This window comes from Blastocatellia bacterium (assembly GCA_016713405.1).
Classification (GTDB): Bacteria; Acidobacteriota; Blastocatellia; order Chloracidobacteriales; family JADJPF01; genus JADJPF01.
Window position 1 is genome coordinate 22,539 of the sequence record JADJPF010000013.1, and the last position, 19,541, is coordinate 42,079.

Here is a 19,541-nt window from a genome sequence, read left to right on the forward strand (position 1 = left end):
TGGCTAATTAGTAGTTAATTACTGAATTACTAAGGTAAGTATACCTGTTCGCACATTTCCTAGCTCATCTCTACCAGTAAAGCTTAACTGTTGGCGACCTAGTGGAGCTTTATTTTTTACCTTAAAGTTAAAGCTAACACTAGCAGCACTAGTTGTTTGTGACGGCTGCATAACTTTTATTTTTAATGCTTTTAGCAGTGTTGCATCAGGATTAACTGTTACATTACCTGTAAAACCGCCGCTACGAGTTATATTGACATTAAATTGACCAGATTGACCACGTGTAATATTTATTTGTGAAGGGTTAAAGCTAATCTGAAAGTCTGGTAGCAAAACATTAAAATTTGTTGTTGCAGTACGTACAATTTGGCCTGATGTAGCAGTAATTGTTAGAGTAAAATTACCAGAAGCAATATTAGAAGCTTTAAGGTTAAATGTAGTATTGCTATTAGGGCTTGCAACTGCTGTTTGAGGAGAAATAGTTAGATCATTTGTGCTAGGACTAATAGAAGTTTGAAGCATTACAGGTTCAGCAAAACCACGAATAGGTAATACTCTAGCTGTAAAATCTGCTGAAGCACCAGCCATTAAAGTTGTTGTGCTAGGAGTTAATGAAAGTGTAAAGTCTGGAGCGTTAGAAGTTACTTCTAATATAGCCATTTGACTACGTACTAAACTTCCTACTGTACCAGTAAAAGTAATAGGATATTGTGATAGAGGCGTATTATTTGAAGTATTTACTGTAAATGTAATTCGATTGCCAGGGTTAATTGTTACAGATACAGGGCTAATGGAAATTGTAGAATTATTACTTGTAGCCGCAATTGTAATAGGTTGTGAGAAATTACTGGATGCTTGAACTTCAACATTAAAACTTGTACTACTACCAGCAACAATGCTTTGCAAAGTAGGATTAACATTAAGTGTAAAATCACCAGAAACTTGTCTAACTACTAAGTTAAATAATTGATTACTAACACAACCATTAGGATCAATAGCAGTAACTACTAGGTTAAAAGTACCTGTTTCTGTTGGTGTACCAAAAAGTAGTCCATTTGTGTTAAACGTCAATCCAGTTGGTAATTTGCCAGAAGTAATAGAAAATGTATAAGTTGTTGTATTGTTGGCAATACTAATGGTTTGGTTATAAAAAGTGTTAACCAATGCGTCAGTTAAGCTACTAGGAAGAAAAGAAACTTGTGGACAAGTAATAGCTGGATCACTAACTTTTACTAAAAAAATATCATCATCTCCGCCCTTATCTGGTTGTAAAGCATTTGCTACAGGAAAATCTAGTGAAGGAGTATGGCCTATTAAGTAGACATCCCCTAGAGAATCTATAACCATTTGACCAGCGCGATCTGGATTATTACCACCTAAATATGTAGAAAAGACTAAAGCACCATTACTATCGTATTTGGCTAAAAAAGCATCAAAAAATCCTCCTGTGCTACTGTTTTGTAAAGGACGTTGCATAGGAAAATCTGTTAAAGACATGGTTTCGCCATAAACATAAATATTATTGTTTTGGTCAACAGCAACACTAAAGCCTACCTCGTCTTTACTGCCACCAATATAAGTGCAGTAAAGAATGGTTTTAGCTGTTGGATCTAGCTTCATTACATAAGCATCTATAGCCCCGCCTTTAGTTGTTTGGGCAGGGTTAACTGTTGGAAAATTAACAGAATTAGTCATGCCTGTAATGTAAATATTTTTTTGTGAATCTACAGCAATACCAAAGGCACGATCTAGGTCTAATGGGCCCAAATAAGTAGAGAAAATTATTGAGCCTGTTGGATTTAGTTTAGTAATAAAAATATCGATATTATTAATTCCACCACCTTCAGCTTGACCAGCATTTTTTGTTGGGAAATTTGATGAAACAGTTTCACCAACCATATAAACATTACTGTCAGAATCAAGTGTCATATCATGACATTTATCTAGATCGTTACCACCTAAGTAAGTACAAAAATCTAAGCTACTTCCATCAACACTTAAACGAGCAACAAAAGCATCAAAAGAAGCTGACTTTTGAGTTTGAAAAGCATTTTTAACAGGTAGATCAAGAGAAGTAGTTTCCCCAGCGATATATACATTACCAGCAGCATTTAGTTTAATGCTAAATGCACGCTCTACTAAAGTTCCTCCCAAATAAGTAGAATATAGTAACTCGTTACCTGTAGGATTTAGTTTAACAACAAATGCGTCTATATTAACTCCACCACCGCCTGTAGATTGAACAGCATTAACAACAGGAAAATTAGTTGAATAGGTTTCCCCAGTTACATAAGCGTTTCCTTGTGGGTCAACTGCAATAGCAAAACCACTATCAATATCATTACCTACTACATAAGTAGAGTATAAAATTTCTGTAGCTGTAGAATTTAATTTAGTGATAAATATATCTATTGATGTGCCACCACCTTTATTTTGAAAAGGATTTTTAAGAGGAAAACTTATTGAAAGTGTTTCACCTGTAAGATAGACATTGTTGTCTTTGTCAACTGTAATACCAAAACCCCGATCTCTATCTGTACCACCAAAGTAAGTAGAGTAAATAAACACAGGGTCAATTACTAGTGGTTTAGTTAAGTCATAATCGGCAACTTCAAAACCAAAAATATTATTTCCTTTTAGCTGATAACTACCTGCAATAAATTCTTTAGTCCCGTCAATTTCTTGATAAATAATAGGTTTATGTTTATAAAGATTTCCTGAACTAGTTGGAATAATTAAATTGCCATCCGTGTCAATACTTAAAGCAGTGTTAGGGCTATCAACATCAAGTTGAATTGTAATTTCTTTGGGACTAGCACCAGGGCTAACTACTAAGTCATATTCTAGTTGTTGTTGGTTTCCATAATAAATTGCATCAATACCAGGATAAATGGACTCGTATTTTACCTTATTATATTCTGATAAATTAGTATGCCAATTTTTTTTGTCATTACCTATAAAATAGTTTATTTTTCCAGCACGCTCGCCTATTGCCTCAAGTTTAGGTTTGGGATTACTGCCAACAAACTGCATTTTTACCGTTGTAGGAATTTTTTGTTTATCATTTTTTAGAGTTAATAAAGTTTCTTTTTCTGTAAGAAGTAGGTTATAGCCTTTTCCACGGGAAAAAAATTTTACTTGAGAATCTGTTTGTCCAAAATTTACTTCAAAGCTTAAAGGCAGTTTAGAGTAGTTTTGCAATAATGATGGTTGAACATTGTTAAAGGATTTTTTATTATCAATTTTGCTTGGTAAAAGGTTATTTATATTAGGATAAAGAAATAGGTAAGTAATTACAAATAAAATAGTTAAACACACTGATGATAAGTAAAATAAATAGCGCGATTGCATCTAGCTAATTCTCCTTTAAGCAAGTAGGAAGGCAATAAAAAATAAAGCATTATAACAAAGATTACCTTATCTGTATTTGAGTTACTGCCGTATTTTACACCTATTAAACAAATGTCTAAATTTTCTTCAGCAATTTCTGGTCAACTAAAGAGCAATAAAAAATGGGTTTAAGGCAAAAGCAGAAAAATATTTTGTAAAGCGGGGAATATGTAAGTGAAAAACCCCACTGCAAGTAGTGGGATTATTCACTTTTTCCTTATTAAATCTTTTTTCTTTTCTCGGTCTACTTTGCAGCTTTATCACCTATCCAATCTAGTTTGGGTGCTAGTGTAAAACCTAGATTATTTGAGTTATTTAGCTCTAACTAATTTACCAGGTCTTGCAGATGTGACTAGACCTTCTTTAGTTACTGCAACACCAGATACAAAAGTAGCGATATATCCATCAGCATGTTGAACAAAGCGTTTGCCGCCAGCAGGTAAATCACGCACTAAATTTGGACGTTTTAGCTTTAAGTTTTCATAATCAATAACATTGATATCTGCTTTAAGACCTTCTTTTAATAAGCCTCGGTCAGACAAGCCAAAATAACGAGCATTTCGGGAGGAAAGCATTTCTACAGCTTGAATTAAAGGTATTTTGGGGCCACGTTGACGATCTCTAGTCCAAAAAGTCATCATTGAAGTAGGGAAACTAGCATCACAAATTGTTCCAACATGTGCGCCACCATCGCTTAAACTAACTAGTGCTAATGGATGATTTAGCATTTCATAAACTGTATCTAGCGAGCCACTATGATAATTATGGAAAGGAAAATAAACTAAGTTATCTCCATTACCTTGGCATAGATAATCATAAAGGGCTTCCATAGGACGGATACCTTTTATTTTTGCCATTGCAGCAAAAGATTTTTCTATTCCAGGTTCATAATCAAGTTCATCTGTTAATGGAAACATCCGAGCAGAAATAGTGTCAATTGTATCAATTATTATATCTACAATTGGTGGGACAGGACTGCCATCACCAGCAAGTTTATTAGATTTTTCTGACAAAATGCGTTGTTTAATTTCTGGCTGGCGAAGTCGTGCCGCACGTTCAGCTAAAGGTAAATGGGCCACCTCTATATAACTTGGAAAACCTATAAAAGGATGAAGTGTTGTATCAAGTCCAGTAATAACGCCAATGGCACGAACTCCAGATTGAAGGCGCATTGTCATGCCTTCAGCATTAACTTTTTCTGCATAAGCAGCAACGTCTTTCCATTGATTAGGATGTTGGCTATGTTGTGTCCAAGAAACCGAAAGAGGTTTATGTGCTGCTTTAGCTGTTTGTTTAAGTAGGTCTATTTCTGTATTAAAACTTCCATCTGTAATTGGAGAATTATAGTCAGAGACAAATTGCACCACACCATGATTTATTCCTTGGAAAGCTTGCCCTAGTCCAATAAGTTCTTGAAGTGTAGCTTCTGATGCTGGGGTAGCTTTTCCGTCTGCTGTTCGGTGCAGGTCTGTGCGTCCTGTAGAAAAACCCGCTGCTCCAGCCAATAAAGCTTCATGAAGAAGTTGTTTCATTTGCTCAACGTCTTTTTCTGTAGCTGATTCTTGATTTTCTGCTCGCTCACCCATAACAAAAACTCTTAAAGCGTCATGTGGAACTTGTGTTAAAAAATCAATTGAATGTGGAATTGCTTCTATGGTTTGCATATATTCAGCAAAACTTGTCCAACCCCATTTGATCCCTTCAGCTAAGGCTGAACCTGGAATATCTTCTACACCTTCCATTAAAGAAATAAGGCGGTCTTCTGCACCCTTTTGAACAGGCGCAAATCCTACACCACAATTACCCATTACTAAAGTAGTAACACCGTGATAAATACTTGGGCTAAATGTTTCATCCCAAGAAACTTGCCCATCATAATGTGTATGAATATCAACAAAACCAGGTGTAATTATTGCTCCATCAGCATTAACTATTTCTGTTGCTGTATCAGTTATTTTTCCAACAGAAACAATCTTTCCATCTTTAACACCAATATCAGCAGTAAAGGGTTCTTTTCCTGAACCATCAATGACTTTGCCGCCTTTAATTAATAAATCAAGCATTCCAAAATCCTCCAAATTTTAGCTGGGTTATGAGTGGCGTTTATATTAGCACAGGAAATAAAAAAGTTAGCAACTAGAATCTTTTAATCCTTAGAAATGTAATTACCAGAAATATTTAACCTAATAATTATACTAGAAAAAAACTCTAGTGTAGTTGCTTGACGCTTTTACTAAAATTATCATAAGATACAGTAAATTTTGTCCCTACAAAGATTCTAAAATTAAATACTTACAATTTATTTTTGTCCTCACAAAAATTCTATAAATATTTAAAGCTTAATTATTTTTTAGAAGAAATTAAGATTAATTTTTGGTCTTAAATAACTGGTATATTTGCTTGTGCTAATTTATTTTATAGCCCAATAAATCTTATGTTTTCAATGAATTATACTTAGTGTAAATAATTTCTAATAAGGAGGGTGTACATTGTTAAAATTAATTTCTTTTCTAAAGTTAACTTCTTTGTTTCAACTAACAAAGATTTCTTTTCTTTTATGTTTTTTATTAGCCTGTACTTCTGTTGCTTTTGGACAAGCTTCTAGCTCCACGGCTGAACTGCGTGGACAAGTTACAGATTCAACAGGTGCTGTAATTGCTGGTGCTAGTGTAGTTCTTAAAGACACAACCAAAGATACAACTCGAAATACAACAACAGATGCTAATGGCAACTTTATTTTTTTAGCCATTTTACCAAGCACTTATGATGTTACTGTTGAAGCTGTAGAGGGTTTTGCAGAAAGTACACAAACAATTGTTCTTACTGTAGGTGCGCAATCTAGTCTTCTTTTTAAGTTAAGTGCTGGTTCTAATGTTGAAGAAATTATTGTTGTTGAAGGCAATAATGCTGTTATAGAAACAGATAGAACTCAACAATCTACAGTGATTGATGCTAGACAAATTACTAATCTTCCAATTGGACGACGTAATTATATTGATTATGCACAGCTTACACCAGGTGTTATAGACTCAGATAATATTGCTGATGCTTCAGATTTTCGCGTAGCACAAACACCACAATCTGGACTTTCATTTGGAGGTAATAATGGTCGTGGAAATTATGTAGCGGTTGATGGTTCGGAAACAAATACTACTAGCGGTGCTGTATTACCAACCGTTAGCCAAGAAGCAGTTCAAGAATTTCAAGTTCTGCGTAATAGCTATAGTGCAGAGTTTGGCGGTGCTGCTGGAGGCATAATTAGCATTGTTTCAAAATCGGGTACAAATAACTTTCATGGCGGTGCTTTTGGATATTTTCGAGATGAGACATTAGATGCACGTAATGTTTTTGACTTTGCGCCTGGGGATAAATCTCCTTTTAATCGTAAGCAATATGGAGGTTCATTAGGCGGGCCTTTAGTAAAAGGTAATACTTTCTTTTTTGGAGCTTTTGAAAGGTTTGAGGAAGATCAAACTACTTTTGTAAATCTTCTCAATGATCCTAATATTTTTAATATTACCCCATCACAAACAGCATTATTTAATTTTCTTGATGGAAGTTTTTTTAGTGCGGTTTCAACAGGCTTACGAAATGCTCTTACTACTACATCAACACTTTACCCAAGAACAGTAAGTCTTTTCCGCAATGCTAGCGGACAGTTTCCTTTTGAATCAAATCAAACTAATTTTTCAGCAAGAGTTGACCGAACTTTCAGTAGTAACGATAGTGGTTATTTACGGGTCAACTTAAATGATTCTGTTTTTGAAAACCAAGCAAGTGGCGCACTTACAGCAGTTTCTAGAGGTAGAAAACTAGATAGTTTTAATGGAAATATTTCTTTATCAGAAAATCATCTTTTTAGCCCATCTATTGTTAATGAGTTAAAGTTACAATATACCTATTTTCGCTTTGAAGTAGTACCAAATGAGCAAATAGGCCCTGAAATTAATATTGAAGGTTTTGGTAACTTTGGGAGAGATATTTTTCTTCCTTCAAAAACCTATGAACGCCACTATGATATTGTAGACAATCTTTCAATAGTTAAAGGTAATCATACATTTAAGTTTGGCGGTTCAATGCTAGCTACATCAGTAGACGCTTTTAACGAAACTTTTGGAGGCGGACGCTTTAATTTTGGTGCAAATATTCCATTAGCGAATATTATTGCTGCTAATCCACAATTAGGGCCAAATGTGCTTAATGCTATAAGTGGATTTCTTACAGCAAATAACCCTGCCTTACTTCCAAGCCTAGCAACTCCAATTAATGCACTACAAGCTTTTAACTTAAATTTACCAATAGTTTATCAACAAGGTTTTGGCGACCCATCAGACGGAGGTAATGTCTTTCGCTATGCTTTTTATGGTCAAGACACTTGGAAAATTAGACCGAATTTTACCTTAAACTATGGTTTGCGTTATTCAATAGATGATCAAGCACTTAATATTCCAACAGATAAAAATGATATTCAACCAAGAGTTGGATTTTCCTGGGATCCATTTTCTGATGGTAAAACTATCATTCGAGCCGGAGCAGGAATTTTTAACGGAGCAGTTATTTATTCAATAGCTAATGTAACTTCAGAACTAGCAGGTTTTGGAGATCCTACAGAAATTAATATTGTTTTGGCTACTGCAACTTCGGGTGCTTTAGGGCTTCCTTCTTCATTTGCAGTTTACCAAAGTTTATTAGCACGTGGGATTTTAGGCGTAAGACCTATTACAGCAGCCGATCTAGCTCCATTTGGAATTAGTCCGGGCCCGGGCCGTCCTTTAGAAGTCCGTTTTCGACTTGGGCCAAATTACAGAACACCAACTACTTATCAAGCAAGTTTTGGTATTGAAAGAAACCTAGGAAAAGGATTTTCACTTGAACTTAGCTATTTATTTACTCGAGGACAAAATATTACACGTCCACGAGACATAAATCAGTTTAAGGCTACAGGCCCAGTTAATCCAATCACTGGACAAGCTACTTTTATTCGTTTTCCAACCCCAACACAAGTTGCAGCAGGCTTAACTAGTGATTTTCGCAATCCCTTACGTTTTCAAGATAATGTATATGAATCTACAGCTAAATCTTTTTACAATGCCTTTACAATTGCTGTACAACGTCGCTTTGTTAACAATTTTAGCTTAAATGCTCACTATACATTTTCAAAATCAATAGATGAAGTAACAGATTTTAATAGTGATTTTGCGGCACAAAATCCACTTAACTTATCTGCTGATCGTGCATTATCTTCTTTTGATCAACGTCATCGCGCTGTTATTAGTGGTATTTTTTCTAGCCCAGTTAAAGGAACTTCTTTAACTGCAAAATTGCTCAAAGATTTCCAATTTGCTCCTATATTTACGGCTGGTTCAGGTCGTCCATTTAATCTATTACTTGGCTTTGATGCTAATGGAGACGGTCGTTCTCAATCTGATAGACCAGGCTCAGTAGGGCGCAATACAGGCCGAGGTGAAGAGTTTTATAGTTTTGATGCTAGACTTGCACGCCGTATTAATGTTAGAGAAAGTGTTTATTTTGAATTAACTTTTGAAGCCTTCAATCTTTTTAACCGCACTAACTTTGCAGGTATCAATAACATTATTGGAACAACTAGACTTACAACTTTTGACGCAAGAGGCGATAATACTAAATCACCTACTCAACCTCTTGGCTTTACTTCAGCCGCAGCAAAACGCCAATTACAATTAGGTGTTCGCTTTACCTTCTAGTTTAAGCTTGAGAACCTAAGACACTTATCTTAGGTTCTCAAAATTACTTTAAAACCTCTTAAGCAATAATTTTCCTGATAAACTTGCCGAATTAATGATAGATGTTGCTGATAATCGTTATTAAAGTTAGCCTCATCTTGATAACTAAGCTGTTTAGCGATTTCCATCCTTTGACTAGCATTATGAGGCAGAAATGTTTGTGGGCGTTCAAGTTGCAAGCGTAGTTGATGATCAAGAAGTCTTAAAAATCCATAACCTTGACTAAGTATTTGTTTTTGTTCTGAAGTTAATAAATTTTTTTCAGCTAAATGTGTAATTAATGCTAGAGTTCCGCGCGTTTCTGGATCTGCTATTTTGTGTTTTAGCTGTAGGTAACGTGTTACAAAATAAACATCCAACATTCCACCAGCACCAAACTTAAAGTCAATTTCACGCCCTTTTTGTGTTTCTAAACGCTTTCGGATGTCGTCGATTTCTGTTGCTAAATTGGTAAGGTAATTTTCATTTTTTGAAAAAATTATTTCTGGAACTTGAGATTCTACTTGTTTACAGAATTCTGTTTGTCCAACTACAGCATGAGCCTTTAGATAAGCCATTAATTCCCAAACCGCAGCACGTTCTTGTAAATAATTTTGTAAATTTTCAAAGCTTGTTGCTAAAAGTCCATTTTTGCCATCAGGACGCAACCTTAAATCTACACGGTAAAGAGTGCCTTCACGCTTTAATGTGGAAAGAATTTGAATAATAAGCTCTACTAGCTTAGAAAAGAATTCTCGATTACAAATTTCTTCTACTGCTTCACCTGTAGAATCAGAATAAATAAAAACAATGTCCAAGTCCGAATGATAATCTATTCCACAATGTCCAAGCCGACCTAGGCCTAAAATACTGTAAGTTATAGGGTTTTGCGTTGGTGTATAGCGTTCTAACAAGTTGCTAAGAGCCAGGTTTGTAGCAAGTTCTAAACAAACTTCAGCTAGTGAGGTTTGAACTAAATTTATTTGCCTTAATTCTTGTAGAGCTTTATTAAAATTAGTTATAGGTTTTAATACATCATAGCAACCTAGTTTAATAATTTCTTGGTGCCAGCAAATCCGAAATTTAATCATAGCTTCATCTAGTGATAAATTAGCTAGTGAAGATGAAAGATTTTGGTAAATGCTTTCTCTTGTTATAGATATAGGATCAATTAATTCTTGACCTAGTGAATTAATTAAATAAGGTTGGGAAATTAGTAGTTGAATTAAATATTGACTATTACCACTAATGACGGTTAGCTTTTGAAGTTGTTCTTTTGTAAGAAATTCTAAAGATTTACTTGTTTCTGTTGATGCAGAAAGAGCAAAATCTTTTAAGCGGCGTAAAGCTCTTGCAGAATTTATTGATAAATTTAGCCCTTCAGCAATGGCTTCAGCTATTGCTGTTTGGGATAAAGATATTTTAGATGCTAGCTCTAAAATAGTTTCTTGAAATAGTTCTTCTAAATTAGCAATAGGTACAATTAGGTTTTTTTGAGTCCTACTAGAAATGTTTAATACGGCTGGGTCTAATGAGCTAAACTTATTAGTTTCTTTTATTTGTGTTTGACCAAAAACCCTTTGGTAAATACTTTGTACATTTTGACAATGATTTTGTAAGACTTGATCAAAAGCAGGGTAATTTTCAAAACCACAACGATGAGCAAGCAAAAGTAATTTTTCTTCACTAGTTGGAAGGCTATGAGTTTGTAGCCCATGTTCCATTTGCAAGCGGTGTTCAACCGTTCGTAAAAATGTGTAAGCTTGGGCTAGTTGTGTATGTTCATAGTCGCTAATTAAATTTTTATCTGCTAGTCTTTGTAGACCAATTAAAGTTTGTGGGGCGCGTAACCAAGAATCTTTTCCACCATAACAAATCTGCAAGGCTTGAATAATAAATTCAATTTCCCTAATTCCACCTTTGCCAAGCTTAACATTATAGCCACCAGAACGTTTTGCTACATCCCGATCAATCTTTTCTTTGGTTTGTTGTACAGATTTTAAGGCTTCAATTAATGGCTCAGGCTTGTAAATTTGGTCTTTTAGTTCTGATAATAATTTTTCTACTAAAGTTTCATCTCCAGCACAAGCACGCGCACGAATTAGGGCTTGACGTTCCCAATTTTGAGCTTCTTTTCTGTAATAGCGAAGCATTTCAGCTAGTGAAACAACTAAATCACCTTCTCGACCTCTAGGCCGCAACCGAAGGTCAATACGAAAAACTGCCCCTTCTCCTACTAGCGAAGAGCTAATTGTTTTAACTATGGATTCTGCCAGTTTGGTAAAAAAATATTTGTTAGAAACTGTTTCTTTAGTTCCAGCAGTTTCTCCATCCGATGAATAAATGAATATTAAATCTATGTCTGATGAATAATTAAGCTCAAAACTGCCTAATTTTCCTAGTCCAATAATTGCAAACTCAGCCGCAACAAAACGGCCCCGCTCATCAAGAATTTGTGGACGACCATAACGGCTTAACAAAGGTTGATAACAAACTTGTAGTGTTCTACTCAAAACACTATCAGCTAAATTAGATAATTCTGCTGTGACTTCAGAAAGCGTTGCTAGTTTTAGACAATCTCTTAGGTAAATTCTTAAAAGCTCACGTCGCTTAAATCTTGCTAAACGTGCAGGTTCACTTAAGGTTGAATTAATTGCTACAAACCGCGCCAAGTCTTCTAATAAAGCTTCTTTGTCTTTTAGTTTTGTTAAATCTTTATCTTTTTCTCTTGCTAACCAGGAAATATATTCTGGTCGTTGAAGTAAGCTTTCAGAAAGCAAATTGCTATAACTAGCTAAAGTACATAAATTTGCCATTAGATCTTGATTGCTAAGATATCTAGTAGCTACTGTTGGGTGTTCTTCAAAAAGGCGTTCTATAAAAACACGAACGCTATTTGAGTCTGGTAGCGTGTCAATAAATTGTTCAAGATCTAAAGACAATTTAAGCATAGTGGTTAACTAAATAAGATTTTTAGTAATATTGCTACTGCTGCATAAACTCCCATAAACCAAAAACTATGGCAGTGGCAAAACCTCTAGAAAGATTTTTAGAGATAGCAGGAAGCCCTATTGTTAGTAAAATTAATGCCCAAATAGTGAAAATATCCAATTGTGTTAGTGCCGCAACTAAAGCTTTGTTAGAACCTGCTGGAAGTAACATTCCTGGGTTAGTAGTAATTAGCGTGCCTTTGGTAAGATCAAAGCTTGAAGGGTCTTTAATAAACACAATCAACACGTTTAAGCTTAGTTGGATAGCTAATGTTACAGTACAAAAAATATGTGCAACAAGGGAAAAAACCTTTTTATATTGTGTTTGTCCCCCCATCAATGTTACACCACCATAAAAAATTAATGCCAAAATCATAGGAACTGCTATAGAAGAAACCATTGGGCTAATATAGCTAAGATAGGGTGCAGCCTTTGCAGCAGTTTTGATTTGTGTGTCAAATTGCTCTTTTTGATCAGGTGGAAGATCCTTATAACTTTTACCTTGTTTTTCTAATTGTTCAGAGAAAACTTTTTCATAAAGTGCTTCCCATTTAACATTAAGCTTGTACAAGATAATTGCTGTACTACCTAAAGAAATAATTATAGATAAAACTACAGGGACGATTACACCAGGGACTAAACCTATATCCTTAAATGTTTCACTAGGGGATATAAGAGTGCCAATAATGCGTTCAATTGGCCCAAGTTTTGCTGTAGGTGGAGTAATTTCTTGTTTTACTTCTGTTTGTTCTTCAGACATAAAAGCTCCTCATTTTTTAGGATTGGCGAGAGGTTTATCAAAATTGCTTATTTGACCAGCAATTGCCAACGTGTTTGCTCAAAAAATGGTTCTTTAAGCTTTAGCAAATTAGTTATTTGTAGATTAAGTTTAATGGTAATTTCTTGCTTAGCTAAATTAACACCAGGCTCTACAACTCCTAAACTAGAGTAACTAGCAATTAGATCTTTTACCATTTGTTGTAATTTATTTTGGTCAATTGTTAAGCGATATTGCAATTTATAACCGATTTGATCGCCAATTTGTTGCATCAATTCTTCATATCTTTTGCCAATTTTAGCAGTAATAAAGCTTAGCTCAATGGTTTTAGCTTTTAACCTTGCTTTAATTAATTACAGTGTAAACTAAATGTTCTAATATTTTAATCTTAAGCCCCAACTGGGTGATAGATATGTAGTGTAGGGTTTCAACGCTACGTATGATTTAAGTTACAGTGCATTAATTAGTAACAACAGTGTTATTAACTATTTGAATTATTGGAAATGGAATTTAATATTAAATCCTATTTAAGTTTGGAAATTATTTTTTATTATTTCTAGTCAAAACCTAGAGACTTATTTAAAAAGTAAGATTGTAAAAGGAAAAGTTATAAAGAAGAAATAACGATTAAAAAATATATTAAATTAGTGATGTAGAGTTGGTTATAACATTACTTATATAAGGATAATAAGATATAGATACCTTAAAAATAAAGGAAATCTTAGAAATATTTTTAATATTTCCAAGATAATTTAAGACTAAGCAATATTGCTAGTATTTATTTATCAAATTTTACATCTATGTAGACGTAAGGAATCTCTCCACTTACAGGTTTGCTTTCCCAACTACTTTTATCATCATACTCTATTTTTAGTATATGAATACCAATTTTAGCCGTTGCTGGAGAGGATTTAGAGTCTAATGAAACCGCTTCTTTGATAGTTTCTTCACCATTAGCTTTAATTTTTTTACTTGACTTAAATTGTTTAACTATAGTTTCTTTGTTTTTATTGGTATAACAAGATTCCCAATATATATTAGAAACATTTTGAGTTGCGATGTTTTTTGACTTCATCACAAATACTAATCTTTGTTCATCATTGGCTGAAAAAGGGCCTGTTCCCCCAGAACTATTACTCATACTTCCCATACTATCCATACCGCCGCTCATGTTACCCATACTGCCCATAGATGATTGAACTTTTGTTAAATTAGACAAAGTAATCTTCACATCTTTGATTTCTAAAGGACAGTTAAATGTTAAATTTTGATTAGCAGTTAAAGGAAGCGCAAAAAACACAATAATTAAAATAGCACTAAAAATGCGTAACATAATGCCCTCAAATAAAATGAATAAAATAATGATTTTTAAGAATTGTGAGGAAAATGCAATTATAAAGAATTTATTAACATAAGACAATTCTTTATATCTAATTTATTTTAAGCATAAAATAGATGCAATTAATAATAAGCATTATAACGGACGTGTATTTATTAGTAAATATATAGATTTTATAATTAAAAATTTTTATTTTATCCGAGTATGAACAACTTTGTCCCAGAAGCGGGCACCTAAAATTAGCTAAATTTTGCCTTAAGTTTCCTAAACCTACTAAGATAAACACTTAACACACTTCTATTTTATGGCACAGAATTTGTTTAGTCTCTCTATGGGTTTATCTAAAAGGAAAGGGGTAAGGTTATGAGAAAAGGCCGTCGTTTAGCAATTAAATGGTCATTATTGGCATTCTTAATCTTAGGATTAATGAGCCTTGAAGGTGTTAAAAACTTCTTTTTTATTGATTCTCAAACACAATCCTATCACCTAACAAAGGATTTTTTAAGTCAGTGGCAAGGTGTTAATGAAAAACTCTTAGCAATGGCTGAAGATTTTCCAGCAGATCGTTATTCTTTTCGCCCTGATTGCAAGACTCGTAGCTTTGCAGAACAAATGTTGCATGTTGCTAACCATAACAAATCATTTGTTAATGTTGTAAATGGTGTAGATCAAGATTTTGCTTTGTCTATCAAAGATTACTCAACAAAAACAGAAATTGTTGAAGTACTAAAAGAATCTATAACAGAAGGCTCAGAATTAATTGCTAAAACTAATGATACAGAAATTAAACAAGAATACTGGGCAAAATCTGTTATCCATACAGGTGAACTTTACGGGCAACTACTTGTTTATTATCAACTTAATGGGCTAACTCCACCAATTACAAAAGAAGCCAGAAATTCTATTAATGCTAGTGAAGAAAATGCTAGTGCGTGTCAACGATTGTTAAAAAAAGCTGATTGTTCTATAACACGCCCTAGCTTAAAACTAGGAAAATTGTTTGGATTTTAAGTTATTTCTCTTTTGGTTTTAGAGCTTTTATTTCACTAATTACTTCATCTGCAATACCCTTAAAAAGACCATATTGCTCACCTGGATCTGTAGGCATAGGGTAATTTACCCACTCAGTCAAATCTAAAGGTTTACCAATAATAATATTTACTGTACGAAAAGCACGAGGAATAATACGGCCTACACCTAAAACTTCATCCATTCCAATCATTCTTACAGGTATTACTTTAGGGCGTGCCAGGTAAATCATTTTGCCTACACCAGTTTTCCTTCTCCCATTTCACCGCCACGGGATCGAGTTCCTTCTGGAAAAACTACCACAATATTATGTTTTAAGAGTTCGACCCATTTTTCTACTTGACCCATATCGTGGGTTTTTCTATCTACAGGGTAGGCGCGTAGATGAGTAAAAAAATGTTTTCCTAAAATACTCATCACTTTATCTTTTAATTTACGGGAAGCAGGGTCGCCAAAGAAATTTTTACGATCTGCTAGATTAACAGGTAAATATTCTGGCTGAAAAAATACTTTAGGCAGGTAAACGGCTGTTTCAAAAGCAAAATTATCTAGCATTGAGTTGTGATTTAGACAATATAAGACATTTTCATGTTCGCTTGGAATGTTTTCTAGCCCTTCAATTTTAACTCGATTCATTAGCCGAAATATTACATATGAACTAAGAGCAGTTATTCCTAAAGCTACACCAAAGCCTAAACCTACTTTGGTTGTCATTGATGCGCCAATTAATGGCTTAGATTCACTTTTAACTAATGGTTTAGATTCTTTATTTTCAAGATCTTCTTGCTCTTTGTTAGCTAAATCTTTGTTTTTTTGATCAGACATAATAGCTCCTACATTAAGACTATTTTGCTAGTAGTTTTCCTAGGCTTTCTTGCCAGTCTAGTTGTAATTTATCTACTTGCAAATTGAGTATTTCCTTTTGCTCAATCCTAACGGTAAAACTATCTTTACAAGTTCTCCCAAGCGGAGTAAGTAAAATACCATATTCTTTAGCTAACTCTTCTATTGCTAACAAATTATCAAATTTTACAGAAACAATTATCCTGGATGGAGATTCACCAAATAATGTAGCAGCTAAAGAAATATCTTGAAATGCTGTTAAATCTAAATCTATTGATGCTCCAATTATTGGGCTATTTCCTTGTGTCATTAGGCAACACTCAGCTAAAGCAACTAATAAGCCACCATCAGAAACATCATGAGCAGAAGAAACTAAGCCTCTATTAATTGCTTGTAGACAAAGCTTTTGAACTTGCTGTTCATAACTTAAGTCTAGTTTTGGTACTTGGCCGATGATTTGACCGTAAATAGTTGATAAATATTCGCTTGCTCCTAAATCTTCTTTTGTTTCTCCTAAAAGTAAAATAATTTCATCTGTTGCCTTAAAGTTGCTAGTAATTAAGTTTTTAAGGTCGTCTATAAGTCCAACCATTCCTAAAACTGGTGTAGGGTAAATACCTTGGCCTTCAGTTTCATTATAAAAACTAACATTTCCTCCTGTAATTGGAGTTGAAAAAGCTTGGCAAGCTTCAGTAATACCATCTATTACTTCACTAAATGCCCACATAACTTCTGCACGTTCTGGTGAGGCAAAATTTAAACAATTTGTTGCTGCTAAAGGTCGCGCTCCAGTTACAACTAAATTCCTGCAACTTTCTGCAATTGCTAGCTTTGCTCCTTCTTTTGGATTTAATTGACAATATCGCCCATTCCCATCTAAAGACATTGCAATTGCTTTTCGTGTCTCTTTAATACGAATCACTGCCGCATCTGACCCAGGTAAAACTATAGTATTTGTTCTTACCATATAGTCATATTTCCGGTAAATCCAACGGCGAGAAGATAAATTAGGAGAAAACAAAAGTTTAAGAAATACGTTTTCCACGTCTGATAAACTTAAAGAATACTTTTCTTTAAGTTCTGTAGCAGAAGGGTAGGTAATTTCAACGGCTTTTATTGGACGTTGATAAATAGGTGCTTCGTCGGTTAAAGCTTTGTTTGGAATATCTGCAACTAGTTCACCATTATAAAAAACTCTTAAGTGTTTAGTGTTTGTTACTTTACCAATTACTACTGCATCAAGTCCCCAACGGGTGAAAATATCGATTAATTCGCGTTCTCGACCAGGTTGAGCAACTAAAAGCATTCGTTCTTGGGACTCAGAGAGCATAATTTCATAAGCTGTCATTCGCTCTTCACGAATAGGGACTAAGTTTAGCTCTAAGTCAATTCCAGTTTCGCCTCGTGCGCCCATTTCACAGCTTGAACAAGTTAGGCCAGCGGCCCCCATATCTTGAATACCAATAACAGCACCAGATCGCATAGCTTCTAAACAAGCTTCTAGTAGCAATTTTTCTAGGAAAGGATCACCAACTTGTACTGTTGGGCGTTTTTCTTCTGTAGTTTCGTCAAATTCGGCTGATGCCATTGTTGCTCCGTGAATACCATCACGGCCAGTTTTTGCCCCAACATAAATTACTGAATTACCTAGTCCGCTAGCTTTACCTAAAAAGATTTGATCTCGTTTCATTACTCCTAAAGCAAAAACATTAACTAAAGGATTTTTACTATAGCAATTATCAAAATAAACTTCTCCGCCAACCGTAGGACAGCCAAAGCTATTTCCATAATTAGCAATTCCAGCAACAACTCTGCTCATTAAATAGCGGTTTTGTGCTTCTTCAAGCGAGCCAAAACGTAGGCTATTTAATATAGCTAGTGGTCTAGCTCCCATAGTAAAAATATCTCGTAGAATACCACCAACTCCAGTTGCCGCGCCTTGAAATGGTTCTATAAAGCTTGGGTGATTATGAGATTCAATCTTAAAAGCAACGCACCAATCACCGCCTATATCAATAATACCTGCATTTTCTCCAGGCCCTTGAACAACAGACTTGCCTTTTGTTGGTAGTCTTTTTAAGTGGATTCTAGAAGACTTGTAAGAGCAATGTTCAGACCACATTACAGAAAAAATACCTAATTCAGTTAAATTAGGCTTACGAGATAAAAGAGTCTCAATTTTTTGATATTCCTCATTACTGAGGCCGTGATCAGCGATAATGGCAGGGGTAATTTGTTCAGTCATAATATATTAGAAAAATTAGGGAGTAAAAAAACAGATTATTATGACGGCACTTACCTTAAAAGACAACCCAAGCTGGCAAAATCATAAATTTTTACTGGTATATTTATTTAATTATTTGTTCGTTTTTTGTAAAAAGTGTCATGGTATTAGCTGGGACAAGTTGAATACCTTCTTTATCTAATGCAGCTTTAATAGCTAATTTAGTTTGTGTAGAAATTATACCTAAGCCAAATTCAGGTTTTACCCAAAACCAAACTTCTAAATTAATAACATTAGCTGAAAAAGAGGTAATACTAATGGAAATAGCAGGATCTTCAGTTATTTCCTCAAAATTTTTGAGAGTATTAAGGACAATATCTTTTACTTGTTCAAAAGAGCAACTATCATCAATTGGTAAGTTTATTATAACTCTTCGAGAGCTTTGCAAGGAATGTTTTACAACCACAGCACTAAAAACTTTTGCATTTGGAATAGCAACTTCTTTACCATCAACTGTTTTTAGAATAGTGGCACGTATAGCTAAATCTTCTACAATGCCTTCAAAAGTTTCTATTGTTACTAAATCGCCTATCTTAAAAGGTCTTGTAGAAAGTAGAACTACGCCAGCAATAAAATTAGCAATTATGTCTCTTATTGCAAAACCAAGTGCAGCACCAGTCAAACCAAGTGCGGCAAAAAGTGCTGCTGCATCAACATTTAACACACTAAGAGTTACTGCTAGACCGACTAGCCAAACTGCTATGCCGCCAATACGCACAACGAGGGATTGAATATTTTGATCTGCTTTAGTGGTTGCCATTGCACGGCTAATTGTTCTACGAACAAAGCGTGCTAGCAAAAGGGTAAGAACCAGTATAAGAAACGCAGATCCTATTTCTGGGATAAAGCCAATTAGACGTTTCCAAACCTGGGTAGAAGCTTCAGTAATTTGCTTAGAAATATCTTCTAGCGTTTGTTGTACTAAAATTAAAAACATAGTTTTTAGCTTATAAAATACTTACTCTAACAACTCAACGATTTCTTTATGATTTTGTAATTTTGCAATATCTAAAGCCTTTTGACCATTAGAATTTTTTAATTTTGAACCAATTCCTTTAGATAAGAAACTTAGCACTATATCAACTATTTGTTTTTTCTTATAGTCACTATAATATTTTTCAATAGCGTATTAAAGGTAGGAATATAA

12 protein-coding genes are annotated in these 19,541 nt (G+C 34.4%); 2 read left to right on the forward strand and 10 right to left on the reverse strand.

Annotated features, from left to right (window positions below; translation table 11 throughout):
• Nucleotides 1-18 precede the first annotated feature (18 nt).
• Together IPK14_16250 and IPK14_16255 are read right to left on the reverse strand one after the other, a co-directional pair.
• Nucleotides 19-3,351 (reverse strand): SBBP repeat-containing protein, encoded by a 3,333-nt coding sequence (locus IPK14_16250; protein MBK7994871.1) that lies wholly within the window; start codon nt 3,349-3,351, stop codon nt 19-21.
• Between the two features lie 350 nt (nt 3,352-3,701).
• Nucleotides 3,702-5,453, reverse strand: coding sequence for an amidohydrolase family protein (locus IPK14_16255; GenBank protein ID MBK7994872.1), 1,752 nt, complete (start codon nt 5,451-5,453; stop codon nt 3,702-3,704).
• A gap of 426 nt (nt 5,454-5,879) precedes the next feature.
• Between IPK14_16255 and IPK14_16260 the strand changes: the two genes are divergently transcribed.
• Nucleotides 5,880-9,113, forward strand: coding sequence for a TonB-dependent receptor (locus IPK14_16260; protein ID MBK7994873.1), 3,234 nt, complete (start codon nt 5,880-5,882; stop codon nt 9,111-9,113).
• Between the two features lie 29 nt (nt 9,114-9,142).
• Here IPK14_16260 and glnE read toward each other — a convergent pair whose 3' ends face one another.
• The 4 genes from glnE to IPK14_16280 all read right to left on the reverse strand — a co-directional run bounded on the left by glnE (nt 9,143) and on the right by IPK14_16280 (nt 14,232).
• Nucleotides 9,143-12,082 (reverse strand): bifunctional [glutamate--ammonia ligase]-adenylyl-L-tyrosine phosphorylase/[glutamate--ammonia-ligase] adenylyltransferase, encoded by a 2,940-nt coding sequence (gene glnE, locus IPK14_16265; protein ID MBK7994874.1) that lies wholly within the window; start codon nt 12,080-12,082, stop codon nt 9,143-9,145.
• Between the two features lie 34 nt (nt 12,083-12,116).
• Nucleotides 12,117-12,881, reverse strand: a complete 765-nt coding sequence (locus tag IPK14_16270; GenBank protein ID MBK7994875.1) for a YIP1 family protein — start codon at nt 12,879-12,881, stop codon at nt 12,117-12,119.
• Nucleotides 12,882-12,928: 47 nt separating this feature from the next.
• Nucleotides 12,929-13,174: a hypothetical protein gene (locus IPK14_16275; protein ID MBK7994876.1), complete on the reverse strand. Its 246-nt coding sequence runs from the start codon at nt 13,172-13,174 to the stop codon at nt 12,929-12,931.
• Between the two features lie 503 nt (nt 13,175-13,677).
• The gene (locus IPK14_16280) at nt 13,678-14,232 is read right to left on the reverse strand and encodes a hypothetical protein (GenBank protein ID MBK7994877.1); all 555 of its coding nucleotides are present in this window, start codon (nt 14,230-14,232) and stop codon (nt 13,678-13,680) included.
• A 369-nt stretch (nt 14,233-14,601) separates the two neighbouring features.
• On the opposite strand from IPK14_16280, the gene IPK14_16285 reads away from it, so the two are divergent.
• On the forward strand, nt 14,602-15,249 hold the full coding sequence (locus IPK14_16285; GenBank protein MBK7994878.1) for a hypothetical protein: 648 nt from the start codon (nt 14,602-14,604) through the stop codon (nt 15,247-15,249).
• A 1-nt stretch (nt 15,250) separates the two neighbouring features.
• Here IPK14_16285 and IPK14_16290 read toward each other — a convergent pair whose 3' ends face one another.
• The 4 genes from IPK14_16290 to IPK14_16305 all read right to left on the reverse strand — a co-directional run bounded on the left by IPK14_16290 (nt 15,251) and on the right by IPK14_16305 (nt 19,331).
• A complete protein-coding gene (locus IPK14_16290) occupies nt 15,251-15,499 on the reverse strand; it encodes a hypothetical protein (GenBank protein ID MBK7994879.1) in 249 nt (82 codons plus the stop codon).
• Between the two features lie 5 nt (nt 15,500-15,504).
• Nucleotides 15,505-16,092, reverse strand: coding sequence for a 1-acyl-sn-glycerol-3-phosphate acyltransferase (locus IPK14_16295; protein MBK7994880.1), 588 nt, complete (start codon nt 16,090-16,092; stop codon nt 15,505-15,507).
• A 19-nt stretch (nt 16,093-16,111) separates the two neighbouring features.
• Nucleotides 16,112-18,355, reverse strand: a complete 2,244-nt coding sequence (gene purL / locus IPK14_16300; GenBank protein ID MBK7994881.1) for a phosphoribosylformylglycinamidine synthase subunit PurL — start codon at nt 18,353-18,355, stop codon at nt 16,112-16,114.
• A gap of 103 nt (nt 18,356-18,458) precedes the next feature.
• Nucleotides 18,459-19,331 (reverse strand): mechanosensitive ion channel family protein, encoded by an 873-nt coding sequence (locus tag IPK14_16305; GenBank protein MBK7994882.1) that lies wholly within the window; start codon nt 19,329-19,331, stop codon nt 18,459-18,461.
• Nucleotides 19,332-19,541 lie beyond the last annotated feature (210 nt).